We start from the raw sequence: 13513 nt of genomic DNA, 5'->3' as shown, positions 1-13513 counted from the left end.
ATGCTGCCGTTCTGGATTGCCCTGCAGTTTCTCAGCAGCCTGCCGGTAAGCCTGCCAGGTATGCCGACGCCTGCGCAGATGGGCCGTTCGCTGCTGTTCTATCCCGTGGTCGGCTTGCTGTTCGGCCTGCTGCTGTGGCTGGCCAGCCATTTGATGCAGGGTGTGGCTGCGCCCTTGCAGGCGGCGCTGTTGCTGGCATTGTGGGTGCTGCTCAGCGGCGCTCTGCACCTCGACGGCCTGGCCGACAGCGCCGATGCCTGGCTGGGCGGCTTCGGCGATCGCGAGCGCACCCTGCAGATCATGAAGGACCCGCGTAGCGGGCCGATTGCGGTGGTCACCCTGGTGCTGCTGCTGCTGCTCAAATTCTGCGCGCTGTGGGTGCTGGTAGAGCACGGGGCCGGCGGCGTGCTGGTGTTGGCGCCGGTGGTTGGGCGGGCGGCCATGCTCGGGTTGTTCCTGAGTACACCTTATGTGCGGGCAGGCGGGCTGGGGGCGGCGTTGGCCGAGCACTTGCCGCGCCAGACCGCAGGATGGGTGCTGCTGGGGTGTGCGCTGGCAAGCGTAGTGCTTGGCGGCTGGGCGGTGTTCTGGCTGCTTGGGCTGGCGTTGTTGGTGTTTGCCGGGCTGCGCCGGTTGATGTGCAAGCGGCTGGGCGGTACTACCGGAGACACCGCAGGCGCGGTGCTGGAACTGCTGGATTTGACGGTGGTGGTTGGGCTGGCGGTAATGGCCGGCTGATTGGTCGGTTGTCAGCGCAGGCCTCATCGCGGAGCAAGCCCGCTCCCACAATGCGGGAGCGGGCTTGCCCCGCGATGAGGCCATGAGTTTTGAAATTTCTTGCAACATCCATATTGCGGGTATATACACGTATCCATGCTGACCAGTGAATGCATCTGTACCCATCTGCGTCGCGCCGCCCGTGGGGTGAGCCGGCATTACGACGAGGCCCTTGCCGGCTTCGGCATCAATGTCGCCCAGTTTTCCCTGCTGCGCCATGTGCAGCGGCTCGACCGGCCGAGCATCACCAGCCTGGCCGAGGCCATGGGCCTTGAGCGCAGCACCTTGGGCCGCAACCTGCGGGTGCTGGAGGCCGACGGGCTGGTGCGACTGGCCGACGGCGACGACCAACGCAACCGGCTGGTGCTGTTGAGCGAGGCGGGCAAGGCGCGGCTTGAAGCGGCGCACCCGGCCTGGCAGCAGGCCCAACAGCAACTGGTGGAACAACTGGGCGAAGGCCAGCGCGACGAGCTGGTGCGCCTGCTGGAGCGGCTGGCTTGATCCATTACGACCATAAGCGGGTATATACCCGCATAAACCTTGAGATGTGCTGGAGACAACGACAATGACTTCCGTGTGGCGAACCAGCGGTTGGGTGCTTCTGGGGGCGGCGCTGATCCTGGCGCTGTCATTGGGTGTGCGGCATGGCTTCGGCCTGTTCCTGGCACCGATGAGCGCCGATTTCGGCTGGGGCCGCGAGGTGTTCGCCTTCGCCATCGCCCTGCAGAACCTGATCTGGGGCCTGGCCCAGCCGTTCTCCGGCGCGCTGGCCGACCGGCTGGGCGCGGCGAAGGTGGTGATCATCGGCGGCATCCTGTACGCCACGGGGCTGGTGCTGATGGGCATGGCCGACTCGATCTGGTCGCTGTCGCTCAGTGCCGGCCTGTTGATCGGCATCGGGCTGTCAGGCACATCGTTCTCGGTGATTCTCGGCGTGGTCGGCCGTGCCGTGCCGCCGGAAAAGCGCAGCATGGCCATGGGCATCGCCAGCGCGGCGGGTTCGTTCGGGCAGTTCGCCATGCTGCCTGGCACCCTCGGCCTGATCCAGTGGCTGGGCTGGTCGGCGGCGCTGCTGGTGCTGGGCCTGATGGTGGCGCTGATCGTGCCGTTGGTGGGCCTGTTGCGCGACAACCCGATGCCTGCCCATGGCGCCGATCAGAGCCTCGGCCAGGCGTTGCGCGAGGCCTGCTCGCATTCGGGCTTCTGGTTGCTCGCCCTGGGCTTCTTCGTTTGCGGCTTCCAGGTGGTGTTCATTGGTGTGCACCTGCCGGCCTACCTGGTCGACCAGCACCTGCCGGCGATTACCGGTACCACGGTGCTGGCGCTGGTCGGGCTGTTCAACATCGTCGGTACCTACACCGCCGGCTGGCTGGGCGGGCGCATGTCCAAGCCGCGCCTGCTGACCGCGTTGTACTTGCTGCGGGCAGTGGTGATCGTGCTGTTCCTGTGGGCGCCGGTGACCCAGGTCAGCGCCTACCTGTTCGGCATCGCCATGGGCTTGCTGTGGCTGTCGACGGTGCCGTTGACCAATGGCACCGTGGCCACGCTGTTCGGTGTGCGCAACCTGTCCATGCTCGGCGGCATCGTGTTCCTGTTCCATCAGTTGGGGGCGTTCCTGGGTGGCTGGCTGGGCGGTGTGGTGTATGACCAGACCGGCAGCTACGACCTGGTCTGGCAGATCTCGATCCTGCTCAGCCTGCTGGCCGCCGCACTCAACTGGCCGGTGCGCGAGCGCCCGGTAGCCCGCTTGCAGGCGCAGGCGGCATGAACCGCCTGCTGGGGCGCGGCCTGCTGGCGCTTGCCGTCGTGTTGCTGCTGGCGCTGGCCTGGTGGGGCTGGCACCAGGGCGGGCTGGCGTTGCTGCAACTGGGCATGAGCCTGTGTTAGGCGCTACCCTGCAAGAAGCATTTTCCTGCAGGAGCACCCTTTGATGCATGCACGCTGGCTGACCTTACCCCTGCTGGCCCTGGCCGCAGCCACTTCGAGCTGGGCCGCGGATTGCCCGAAGCTGCTGCAGGGCAACCTGCCCGAACTGCGTGGCAAGGAGCAGATCGACCTGTGCCAGCGCTTTGCCGGCAAGCCGCTGGTGGTGATCAATACCGCCAGCTATTGCGGCTTCGCCCCGCAGTTCGAAGGGCTGGAGACGACCTACAAGGCCTACCACGGCCAGGGGCTTGAGATGCTGGGCGTGCCGTCCAACGACTTCAAGCAGGAAGACGCCGACAGCGAGAAGACCGCCAAGGTCTGCTACGCCAACTACGGCGTGACCTTCACCATGACCAAGACCCAGCCGGTACGGGGCAAGGATGCGATCCCGCTGTTCGTCGAGCTGGCGCGCCAGAGCAGCGCGCCGAAGTGGAACTTCTACAAGTACGTGGTGGACCGCAAGGGCAAGGTCATCGGCAATTTCTCCAGCCTGACCAAGCCGGATGATCCGGCGTTTACTGCGGCGATCGAGAAGGCGATTGCTTCGCAGCCGTGAGCTGACCTCAACGAGCGTGCACCGTCAGCGCCACCAGGCGCACGACCAGTGGCCGCACCATCAGCACACAAACAAAGGCCACCGGCATCGCCAGCTGGTAGGCCTTGAGCACCTTGCCCAGGTAATCGTCATCCACTCCGGCGGTGGCTGCGGTGATCACGAAGCACATCAGCATGGCCATGATCCCCGACATGAAAAAAGCAAAGACATAGGGTGTCGCACCTGGGTGCAGCTTGCGTCGGTTGCGCAGGGTAAGAGGCTCGTTCATGGCTATTCCTGTTCCAAAGGTGAGGGCGCAGGTTAGCAATGGCTGCCCTAGCGCCTGTAGACCTTGCCCAGTGTGTTCTTTATAAAGAGATTCTTACGAATCCGAAGGGCACGACATGGACCTGCTCAACGCCATCCGCAGTTTCATCAAGGTGGTCGAGGCCGGCAGCATTGCCGGGGGCGCCCGCGTGCTGGGGCTTAGCCCGGCAGCCGTCAGCCAGAACCTGGCGCGCCTGGAGGCTCACCTGCAGGTCCGCCTGCTGTCGCGTACCACCCGCAGTATGGCGCTTACACCGGCAGGCAGCCTGTACTACGCACGGGTGAGCCATATCGAGCGTGACCTGGCCCTGGCCGAGCAAGCCGTGACCACCCCCGACAGCGAACCCCAGGGCAGGTTGTGCATTGCCTCGAGTTCGGCCTTCGGTCGGCATGTGCTGGCGCCGCTGATCCCGGCGTTCGCCGCGCGCTATCCGCAGCTTTCGATAGAGTTGGTGATGACTGACCGCAAGGTCAATCATGCCCGCGAGGACGTCGACGTCAGCCTGCGCATCACCCCGCAGCTTGAAGATCATCTGCTGGCCCGGCATATCGCGCGCATCCCCTTCATCTGTTGTGCCTCGCCCGGTTACCTGGCCGCCAACGGCTGGCCGGCTACGCCCGAGGCGCTGCGCGAACATCGCTGCCTGGTGTTCCGCTACCCGGTGGACGGGCGCTTCCTGCCTTGGGGGTTCATGCGCGATGGCTTGCGTTTCGAGGCCCAGTTCGGGCCGGTGCTGATCAGCGACGACATCGATGCCCTGACCCAGATGGCACTGAACGATGGCGGTATCACCCGCCTGGCCGAGTTCATCACGCGCCCGCACCTGGATGCCGGGCGGCTGGTGCCCTTGTTCGAGTTCAGCGACGACACCCAGGCCTATGCCCAGACCGAGCCGATGGATGTCTACCTGTGCCTGGCGGACCGCCATGCCATGACCACCAAGGTGCGTGCGTTCATGACGTATCTGCAGGACTGTCTGGGCGACAGCTGGCCCGTGCAGGCATGAAAAAACCGCCACGAGGGCGGTGTTTTCATGCTGCGGCAGTGGCTCAGAAGCGGTAGGTGAGGGAAGCACCGATACCGTGGGCACTGTTCTCGTACTTGGCCTGGTAGCTGCCCTTGGTCGAGCTCGCCAGGTTGACCTTGGTGTCTTCCTCCCACAGGTAGGAGTAAGCCACGTCGATGGTCATGTCGTCGGTCGGGCTGTAGCCGGCGCCCAGGCTGAAGATCTTGCGATCGCCAGTGGGGATGCGCGGCGAACGGTCGTGGTTGTTGGTCGGCGACTGGTCCATGGAGAAGCCAGTGCGCAGGGTCCACTCCTTGTTCACCTTGTAGGCCGCACCGATGGCGCCAGCCCAGGTGTCATGCCAGTTCTGCTCCTCGGTGATGGTGCCCAGCCCGCGCCCGATCGGGTTGGCGGCAACTTGTGCCGGCAGCTCGTTGGTGACGGTGATGTCTTTCAGGCGGCTCCAGCGGGTGAAGGTGGTGCCTGCGTACAGGGTCCACTGGTCATCCAGCTCGTGAGTGATCGAGAAGTCGGCCGACTCCGGCGTCTTGATCTTCAGTTCGGCGTCGAACTTGCTGCCACTGAACGGGCCGAGGAACGCGTTGTTGACCTTGGTATCGCCTTCGAGCTTGTAGTCGACCATCGAGTGGTAGGTCAGGCCGATGCGGGTACGGTCGGTGGCCTGGATCATGATGCCGATGTTGTAGCCGACGGCGGTGTCGTCACCCTTGATCTTCACTTCGCCGTCGTTGCGGCCAGGGGTGAGCGGGTTGACGGTGTTCGAGCCCAGTTCGCCCTTGATGCGGTTGATGGTCGGACCGAAGCCGATCGACACCTTGTCGTTGAAGGCATAGCTGACGGTGGGCTGGAAGGTCACCACTTCGACGTGGCTCTTCTTGCCCCAGTAGCGTGCGGCGTCGCCGCTGCCGTAGTCGGTAACCAGGCCGAACGGTACATACACACCGAAACCGACGCTCCAGTTATCGTCGATCGGCTTGACGTAGTAGCCCATCGGCACGCCGACGACCGGGACCATGTCACCATCGGTTTCCCCCCCGAGGTTGCTGCCACGGCCGGAAATGTCGGATTTTGCAAAGATGGCTGCGCCACCCACGGTAATTTGTTCGCGCTTGAGGCGCGCCATGCCCGCCGGGTTGCCGTACACGGTGCTGGCATCTTCGGCAGAAGAAGAACGACCCGCGAAACCTGTCCCCATGCCGCTGACACTTTGTTCGTTCAGCGCGAAACCGCTGGCGAGCAAGTGGCTGGAAGCGAGGGCAACGGCAATACCGAGGGAGGTTTTGAGCATTGCTTTTTTCATTATTAGAAACTCCTTGGGATCTCCGGGGCGGAAAGCTACCAACAAATCTCGCTCCACGCTATAGGCTGTAACGCAGGAGATAGAGCGGTTTTGTAGGACAATCCGACCAAAATTCCTTTTTTCCGGGGTGTATACGAGAACGACTCTCAGAACGGTTCTGTCGCAACGGGTTCGATGCAGTGCTGCCAGGCCCTGGTGAAGTCGCGCAAGCGGCCCTGGGGGTTGAAGGTCTGGCGCCAGATACGCGCCAGCCCCAGCAGGTCGTCGGCGGCGGGGAGCGGGGTGGCCTGTTCCTCGATGAGCATCCAGGCAATGGCGGTGGCGTAACGCAGGTTGACCGTGAGTTCCAGGTGCGGCCCGCCGAGGAAGGCGTGCTGGCTGGCCAGGCCACGGACCAGGCTGGCCAGTTCCGGGTCGCGGGCGAGGAACTGGTCCCACAGGCAGCGGTGGCGGTGCTCGGCAATGCGGTACAGGCCGTGGCCGCGTCGGTCGTGCAAGGCGGAGCCCAGTGCCGACTGGCTGGCGGCAACGCCCAGTAACAATGCTTCGGCGCTTTCGCAGTGGCGGTTAAGGTAGATCAGCGTTGGCCGGATCACGTATCGAATCAACTCGTTCGCAGCGATGCCCATGGTGCCCTCGAACAGATCAGGACCGACGGGCGCTGGAGCTTGGCAGCTGGTGAGTGGTCAGGCCCGTCGGAAGCGACCACGGCCGCTCGAGTTGAAGTGTAGTGTGATAAGCATGGTGTAAAGGGCTGTTTTTAAATCGATTGCTGCCTGAGGTTGCGGGGCATATACCCGCTGGCAATTAAGCCAAGAACCGTCAGGCAGCTTGCGTGGGCATGGCATGGATTCATGGCATGAATCGCGCGCCATTCATTCATGCAACCAGCGACTGGCGGGTGCGCTCGATCACTGCCTGCAAGGGCTCGGCGCGGGTGTACTGGTCTGGGTACAGGCGCTCGGAGTGGCAAGCGACGCCGTACTCGTCGACCAGAGTGAAGCTGAAGCTACCCTTGCGGGGCGCGACGATCAGGCACTTCAGTGGAGCGAAGGCTTTGGAGAGGGTGCCAGCGGCAACCTGAATTTGATGATGGTTACTCATAATTGTTGGATGTTCCTGCGTAAGACACGGGGTTTGATCCGTGCACAATAGAAACGTTCCAGTGACGTCTTTATTAAGGAGACGCAGAACCTGACTGGAACAGGGCAGCCAGAGTGGCGCAAGCAAAGGTGGGCGCTGGGCTGACTGGTAGGTACGACAAAAGGCAGGCAGCACACCGGGGCCAGGGTTCAAGGCACCGGGGAAGATCCTGATCAATCTGAGACGTGATTCGTGCTTGAGCAGCGTTGGCTGCCAAGTGGATCATCGAATGGGCCGGTCCTGATGGGGCATTGCCTGCTCGTTGTCGAGGGGTATGCGAGGACTGAGTGGCCGGAATTGACTTTCAGCTGGGTACTAACAGGGCGCACCCTACACGAATGTTCGAGGGGTGGCAAGCATCCAGTTGTTTTCAGCGAAGCCGGCCATTATGTCGATTCTTGTCGGTGCTGGGAAGAGGGGAACTGCCCCGTCAAATACCGGGATGGCCTGTTTTCGAGCACGCCCATGCCGTTTGATGGTGCACTTGTACACATTTGAGACAGTGGCTGTTAGCCGCGTGCAACAAGCTGCAAAGGCTTCGCCAATGACTTGACTGCGAGCTTAAGTCAATGAAAAAAAACACTAATTTTTACTGGTGAAAAAATCGACAGTTTGACTGTAAGCCCCGGTTCATAGGGGTTTGCGGGCTTCGCGATGGGGTTGTCCACCGAGTTATCCACAGCTTCTGTGGATTGTCCCGAGCACTTGCTCTAGCACGGGCGTGCCAGCTGTTTCAGCAAGTGTCCGACAATCGGGGTGATGCTGCGGGGGTGGAGATAGGCCTCGCAAAAACGTCAAGAAAAAAACATGAAAAAAAATCGATATTGGCCAAAAGTCTGCCGGGCCGTGGCGAAAAAAAAAGAGTAGAGTGGCGCGCCTCTTGAGTCACCTACGCTGTCGGTCATGAAGTTTCGCGGTAAACACCTCGCCGGTCCGGATGCATCGCTGCCCCCCAAAAAACACTTTTCCCTGAAAGTTGCCTTGTGGCTGCTCGACAGCCCGCGCCTGGGCGACAAACCCAGCGTCAAGCACCTGGCCGGGCGTATGCTCAAACAGCCGGCCCGCCAGGGCGTGGTGGTGGCCCAGAGCCGCCTGGGGCAGATGCTGTGCCGCGACTGTGGCAACGCCCGCGACCGGCGCATCGGCCACGACCTGCTGCGCCAGGCAGCACGTGCCGGTGATCGCCGCGCACAGCTGGAATACGGGCGTGCATGCCAGGCTCAGGAGCCCGAGCAGGCGCGTTACTGGCTGGAGCTGGCGGCGGGGCAGGGCTCTCAGGAGGCGCGAAGGTTGTTGCGCCAGTGGTGCGACAGCTAATCGCGGGGCAAGCCCGCTCCCACGCTGCGATGAGGCCTCGCAGGCAACCTGCCCACGCTGCTGATAAGCTGCGCAGCATTCGCAAATGATCGTTCGGGGTAAGCATGGCAGTGGATCTGGCCAGCATTCTGCTGGGGTTGGTGGCGGGTGCCTTGCCCTGCCTGGGATGGGTCATTCAGGTGCAGCGCCGCCAGGGTGCCCGGGACGCTGAGCGGACCTTGCTCGAAGAGCGCCTGAGCAGTGCTCAGCTGGCCCAGGAAGGCCTGCAGGCTCAGCTCGACGCCGGCCGTGACGAGATCAGCGACCTGAGCGAAGCCAACACCGTCAAGCAGGCCCAGTTGGCCGCCCAGGGGCGCGAACTGGAGCTGTTGCAGATCGACCGCGACAACGCCCGCGACGCCGCCCACGCCTGGAGCCTGGAGCGTGCCAACCGTGAAGCCGAGCTGCGCCGTTTCGAAGCGCAGGCGGCTCGCCTGGAGGCCGAGTTGCGTGAGCAGCAGGAAAGCCACCAGCAGCGCCTGGAAGACCTGCAGCAAGCGCGTGACACCCTGCGCGCCCAGTTCGCCGAAATGGCCACTAAGATCTTCGACGAGCGCGAGCAGCGCTTCGCCCAGACCAGCCAGCAGCAGATGGGCCAGTTGCTCGACCCGCTCAAGGAGCGTATCCAGGCCTTCGAAAAACGCGTCGAGGAAAGCTACCAGCAGGAGGCCCGCGAGCGCTTCTCGCTGGGCAAGGAGCTCGAGCGCCTGCAGCAGCTCAACCTGCGCCTGTCCGACGAAGCCACCAACCTCACCCAGGCGCTCAAGGGCCAGAAAACCCAGGGCAACTGGGGCGAGCTGATCCTCGAGCGGGTGCTGGAGCACGCGGGCCTGGAGAAGGGTCGCGAATACCAGACCCAGGTCAGCCTCAAGAGCTCCGATGGCGAGCGTTTCCAGCCCGACGTGCTGATCATGCTGCCGGGCGACAAGCAGGTGGTGGTCGATGCCAAGGTCAGCCTTACCGCCTACCAGCAGTTCGTCAGCCACAACGACGAAGCCGCGCTCAAGCAGCATGTGCTGTCGCTGCGCAACCACGTCAAAGGCCTGTCGAGCAAGGATTACAACCGCCTCGACGGCTTGCACAGCCTCGATTTCGTGCTGCTGTTCGTGCCGATCGAGGCGGCGTTCTCGGCGGCGCTGCAGGCCGAGCCGAACCTGTTCCAGGAAGCCTTCGACCGGCAGATCGTGATCGTCAGCCCAACCACCCTGCTGGCCACCCTGCGGGTGATCGATAGCCTGTGGAAGCAAGAACGGCAAACCCAGAACGCCCGCGAGATCGCCGAGCGCGCCGGCTGGCTGTACGACAAGTTCGTGCTGTTCATCCAGGACCTGGACGAACTCGGCACCCGCCTGCAACAGGTCGACAAGGCCTACGCCGCCGCGCGCAACAAGCTCTGTGAAGGACGCGGCAACCTGGTCAGCCGCAGCGAGCAGCTCAAGCTGCTCGGCGCCCGGGCCAGCAAGAGCCTGCCGGCCGACTTGATCGAGCGCGCCCTGAGCGACGAAGCCGTTACTGAACCAGGCTCAGATGCCGATTGAGCAGGGCGCGCAGCGCGGCGGGCTTGACCGGTTTTGCCAGGTAGTCCAGGCCGGCGGCGTGGACCATGGCGATGGTCTCGTTGCGCCCGTCGGCACTGATCACCACCCCCGGTACCGGCTCGCCCAGGCGCGCCCGTAGCCAGCCCATCAGCCCGGTGCCGGTCTCGCCATCGTCCAGGTGGTAGTCCACCAGCGCCAGATGCGGGCGCAGCCCCTTGCTCAGCAGCGCCTCGCATTCGGCCTGGTTGCGGGCAGTCCACACCTGGCAGCCCCAGCGGCTGAGCAAGCTGTTCATGCCGATCAGGATGCTGTCTTCGTTGTCCACGCACAGCACCTGCAGCCCGGCCAGGGGTTGGCCTGGCTGCTCCATGGGGGCCGGCGCCGCCGGTGCGGCGCTGCGGGCAACCGGCACGCTGACACGGAACACGCTGCCCTTGCCCGGCCAGGAGCGCACTTCCAGCTGATGGCCAAGTACCCGGCACAAGCCGTCGGCAATCGCCAGGCCCAGGCCCAGGCCTTTTTCGGCGCGGGTCTGGTGGCTGTCCAGACGTTTGAATTCCTGGAAGATCACCGCCAGCTTGTCGTCGGCGATGCCCGGGCCGCGGTCCCACACTTCCAGCCACAGCCGCTCGCCCTGGCGCCGCACGCCCAGCAGTATCGGGCCCTTGCCATAGCGCAGGGCATTGGTGAGGAAGTTCTGCAGTACCCGGCGCAGCAGCTTCATGTCGCTGTCCACCCGCAGGCGGCTGCCGCGCAGGCGGAACGCCAGGCCTTTTTCGGCGGCCAGCAGCTTGAACTCGGCACCGAGGGTGTCGAACAGCTCATTGAGGGCAAAAGCTTTGACGTCGGGGGTGACCTTGCCGTTTTCCAGGCGCGAGATGTCCAGCAGGTCGCTGATCAGCTCTTCGGCCGAGCGCAGCGAGCTGTCCATGTGCTGCACCAGCTGGCGGGCTTCGTCGTTCATGCCCTCGGCTTGCTGCGACAGCGCGGCGGAGAACAGCCGCGCGGCATTCAGCGGCTGCATCAGGTCGTGGCTGACGGCCGCGAGGAAGCGGGTCTTGGACTGGCTGACGGCCTCGGCGTGGCTCTTGGCCTCGGTGAGCGCCTGGTTGAGCTGCGACAGCTCGTGGGTGCGCTCGGCCACCCGCTGCTCCAGACCTTCGTTGGAGTCACGCAGGGCCTGCTCGGCCTCGCGGAACGGGGTGATGTCGGTGAAGCTCATGACGAAGCCGCCGCCGGGCATCGGGTTGCCGATCAGCTCGATCACCCGGCCATTGGGGAATAGCCGCTCGGAAGAGTGCGCGCGGCCCTGACGCATCCAGTGCAGGCGCCGGGCCACATGCACCTGGGCCTCGCCCGGGCCGCACAGGCCGCGCTCGGCGTTGTAGCGGATGATGTCGGCGATCGGCCGGCCGACACTGATCAGCCCGTCTGGGTAGTTGAACAGCTCCAGGTAGCGCCGGTTCCAGGCCACCAGGTGCAGGTTCTGGTCGACCACGCTGATGCCCTGGTTGATGTTTTCGATGGCGCCCTGCAGCAGCGCACGGTTGAACTGCAGCACCTCGCTGGCTTCGTCGGCGATGCGCACCACATCCTCGAGCTGCATCTCGCGGCCTTCGATGGCCGCCTTGACCACTGCGCGGGTCGACGAGCTGCCGAGTACCCCGGCGAGCAGGCGCTCGGTGTGCTCGATCCAGTCGCCGTCGGCATTCTGGTTGGGGTTGAAGCCCTTGCCCTGGCGGTAGGCGAAGCGGATGAAGCTCTGCCGGGCACGCTCCTCGCCGACGAAGCGCGCGGCCAGATTGAGCAGGTCGTCGATCTGTACGGCCAGCAGCGGCTTGCTGCTGGGGCGGGCGCTGGTCTGCTGGCCGATGAAGCGCCCGGCCTGCCAGTGCTCCGAGACGCGCGTGCGCGACAGGATCGAAACCCAGGCGAACAGGGTGAAGTTGCCCGCCAGCGACAGCACCACGCCTTGGGTGAGCGGGGTGATCGGCAGGTCCAGCGGGTTGCCGTGCAGCCAGGCCAGCCCCGGGAACAGCGACAGCGACCAGCCCAGGCTGTGGGCGGCGATCGGCAGTACCAGGGTGTAGAACCACAGGAAGATGCCGGCGGCCAGGCCTGCAAACACGCCGCGGCGGTTGGCCTGTTTCCAGTACAACGCGCCGAGCATGGCCGGGGTGAGCTGGGTCACTGCGGCGAAAGCGATCTGGCCGATGGTCGCCAGGCTGGCGGTGGAGCCGAGCAGGCGATAGCTCACATAGGCCAGCAGCAGGATCACCACGATGGTCACCCGGCGCACCGAGAGCATCCAGTGGCGGAACGCCTCGAACGGCCGCTCGGCGTTGTTGCGGCGCAGCAGCCAGGGCAGCAGCATGTCGTTGGAGACCATGGTCGACAGCGCCACGGCCTCGACGATGACCATGCCGGTGGCCGCCGAAGCGCCGCCGATGAAGGCCAGCAGCGCCAGGCTCGGGTGGGCTTCGGCCAACGGCAGGCTGATCACGAACGAGTCGGAGATCACCGCGCCCGGCAGCAGCATCTGCCCGGCCAGGGCGATGGGCACGACGAACAGCGCGGCCAGGGCCAGGTACAGCGGGAACACCCAGCGTGCCAGGCGCATGTCCTGGGGCTCGATGTTCTCCACCACGGTGACGTGGAACTGCCGGGGCAGGCAGATGATCGCCATCATCGCCACGGCGGTCTGCACCACCATCGACGGCCAGTTGATGGTCTCCTGCCAGTAGCTTTCCAGGTGCACCGACTGGCGCGCCTGGGTGAACAGGTCGTCGAAACCGTCGTACAGGTTGAACACCACGAAGGCGCCTACGGCGAGGAACGCCAGCAGCTTGACCAGCGACTCGAAGGCGATCGCCAGGACCATGCCGCGGTGGTGCTCGGTGACGTCCAGGCTGCGCGTGCCGAACACGATGGCGAACAGCGCCAGCACCAGCGACACCACCAGCGCGGTGTCCTGCACGCGGCTGCCGGTGGCGTCGGCGTTGGCGCCGATCAACAGGTTCACTCCCAGCACGATGCCCTTGAGCTGCAGGGCGATGTAGGGCAGCACCCCGACCAGGCAGATCAGCGCTACCACCACGGCGAGGGTCTGCGACTTGCCGTAGCGGGCGGCGATGAAGTCGGCGATCGAGGTGATGTTCTGCTGCTTGCTGATCAGCACCATCTTCTGCAGCACCCAGGGCGCGAAGATCAGCAGCAGCACCGGGCCCAGGTAGATTGGCAGGAACGCCCACAACTGCTCTGCGGCCTGGCCGACCGCGCCGAAGAAGGTCCAGCTGGTGCAGTACACCGCCAGCGACAGGCTGTACACCCAGGCACGCAGCTTCGGCGGCAACGGGGTGCTGCGGCGGTCGCCGTAGAAGGCGATGGCGAACATGATGGCCATATAGGCCAGGGCGACCACGGCGATCAGCCCGCTGGACAACGACATGCAAACTCCGGAGCAAAAAATGTAACGCGGTCACGATCAATCAGTCTGGCACGCAGGCGCGGGTTCGTCAGCGCCGACGTTGGTCGCAGTGGCAGGACGTCGCAGGTCCGATCGCGGGGCAAGCCCGCTCCCACA

At 64.5% G+C, this 13513-nt stretch carries 13 protein-coding genes; 8 read left to right on the top strand and 5 right to left on the bottom strand.

The features are described from left to right. The 5 genes from F6X61_RS01040 (at position 1) to F6X61_RS01025 (ending at position 3259) form a co-directional block, all read left to right on the top strand. The gene (locus F6X61_RS01040; protein ID WP_153784992.1) at positions 1 to 738 is read left to right on the top strand and encodes an adenosylcobinamide-GDP ribazoletransferase; all 738 of its coding nucleotides are present in this window, start codon (positions 1 to 3) and stop codon (positions 736 to 738) included. Between the two features lie 135 nt (positions 739 to 873). Then, positions 874 to 1278, top strand: coding sequence for a MarR family winged helix-turn-helix transcriptional regulator (locus F6X61_RS01035; protein WP_153784991.1), 405 nt, complete (start codon positions 874 to 876; stop codon positions 1276 to 1278). 64 nt (positions 1279 to 1342) lie between these two features. Then, a complete protein-coding gene (locus F6X61_RS01030) occupies positions 1343 to 2545 on the top strand; it encodes an MFS transporter (protein WP_110993051.1) in 1203 nt (400 codons plus the stop codon). Continuing rightward, positions 2542 to 2664, top strand: a complete 123-nt coding sequence (locus F6X61_RS27160; protein WP_256671258.1) for a hypothetical protein — start codon at positions 2542 to 2544, stop codon at positions 2662 to 2664. Before F6X61_RS01030 ends, F6X61_RS27160 begins: the two co-directional genes overlap by 4 nt. 43 nt (positions 2665 to 2707) lie before the next feature. Then, the gene (locus F6X61_RS01025) at positions 2708 to 3259 is read left to right on the top strand and encodes a glutathione peroxidase (protein ID WP_153784990.1); all 552 of its coding nucleotides are present in this window, start codon (positions 2708 to 2710) and stop codon (positions 3257 to 3259) included. A gap of 7 nt (positions 3260 to 3266) precedes the next feature. On the opposite strand, the gene F6X61_RS01020 is transcribed toward F6X61_RS01025, so the two are convergent. Beyond that, positions 3267 to 3527, bottom strand: a complete 261-nt coding sequence (locus F6X61_RS01020) for a DUF2798 domain-containing protein (protein ID WP_153784989.1) — start codon at positions 3525 to 3527, stop codon at positions 3267 to 3269. A gap of 115 nt (positions 3528 to 3642) precedes the next feature. Between F6X61_RS01020 and F6X61_RS01015 the strand changes: the two genes are divergently transcribed. Continuing rightward, positions 3643 to 4572: a LysR family transcriptional regulator gene (locus tag F6X61_RS01015; RefSeq protein WP_153784988.1), complete on the top strand. Its 930-nt coding sequence runs from the start codon at positions 3643 to 3645 to the stop codon at positions 4570 to 4572. 43 nt (positions 4573 to 4615) lie between these two features. Here F6X61_RS01015 and F6X61_RS01010 read toward each other — a convergent pair whose 3' ends face one another. From F6X61_RS01010 to F6X61_RS01000, 3 genes are all read right to left on the bottom strand, one after another. Then, the gene (locus F6X61_RS01010; RefSeq protein ID WP_153784987.1) at positions 4616 to 5893 is read right to left on the bottom strand and encodes an OmpP1/FadL family transporter; all 1278 of its coding nucleotides are present in this window, start codon (positions 5891 to 5893) and stop codon (positions 4616 to 4618) included. 146 nt (positions 5894 to 6039) lie between these two features. Beyond that, positions 6040 to 6522, bottom strand: coding sequence for a hypothetical protein (locus F6X61_RS01005; RefSeq protein WP_153784986.1), 483 nt, complete (start codon positions 6520 to 6522; stop codon positions 6040 to 6042). A gap of 250 nt (positions 6523 to 6772) precedes the next feature. Further along, a complete protein-coding gene (locus F6X61_RS01000) occupies positions 6773 to 6997 on the bottom strand; it encodes a hypothetical protein (protein ID WP_125463009.1) in 225 nt (74 codons plus the stop codon). 942 nt (positions 6998 to 7939) lie between these two features. On the opposite strand from F6X61_RS01000, the gene F6X61_RS00995 reads away from it, so the two are divergent. Next, positions 7940 to 8353: a tetratricopeptide repeat protein gene (locus tag F6X61_RS00995; RefSeq protein WP_153784985.1), complete on the top strand. Its 414-nt coding sequence runs from the start codon at positions 7940 to 7942 to the stop codon at positions 8351 to 8353. A gap of 218 nt (positions 8354 to 8571) precedes the next feature. Further along, positions 8572 to 9930, top strand: a complete 1359-nt coding sequence (gene rmuC / locus F6X61_RS00990) for a DNA recombination protein RmuC (protein WP_178125732.1) — start codon at positions 8572 to 8574, stop codon at positions 9928 to 9930. On the opposite strand, the gene F6X61_RS00985 is transcribed toward rmuC, so the two are convergent. Then, the gene (locus F6X61_RS00985) at positions 9902 to 13378 is read right to left on the bottom strand and encodes a PAS domain-containing hybrid sensor histidine kinase/response regulator (RefSeq protein WP_153784983.1); all 3477 of its coding nucleotides are present in this window, start codon (positions 13376 to 13378) and stop codon (positions 9902 to 9904) included. The genes rmuC and F6X61_RS00985 overlap by 29 nt on opposite strands. Between the last annotated feature and the right edge of the window lie 135 nt (positions 13379 to 13513).

It is taken from the genome of Pseudomonas sp. EMN2, from assembly GCF_009650555.1.
Taxonomy (GTDB): domain Bacteria; phylum Pseudomonadota; class Gammaproteobacteria; order Pseudomonadales; family Pseudomonadaceae; genus Aquipseudomonas; species Aquipseudomonas sichuanensis.
Note: the sequence above shows the minus strand (reverse complement) of the source record. Positions and strands in the feature narration are given on the sequence as shown.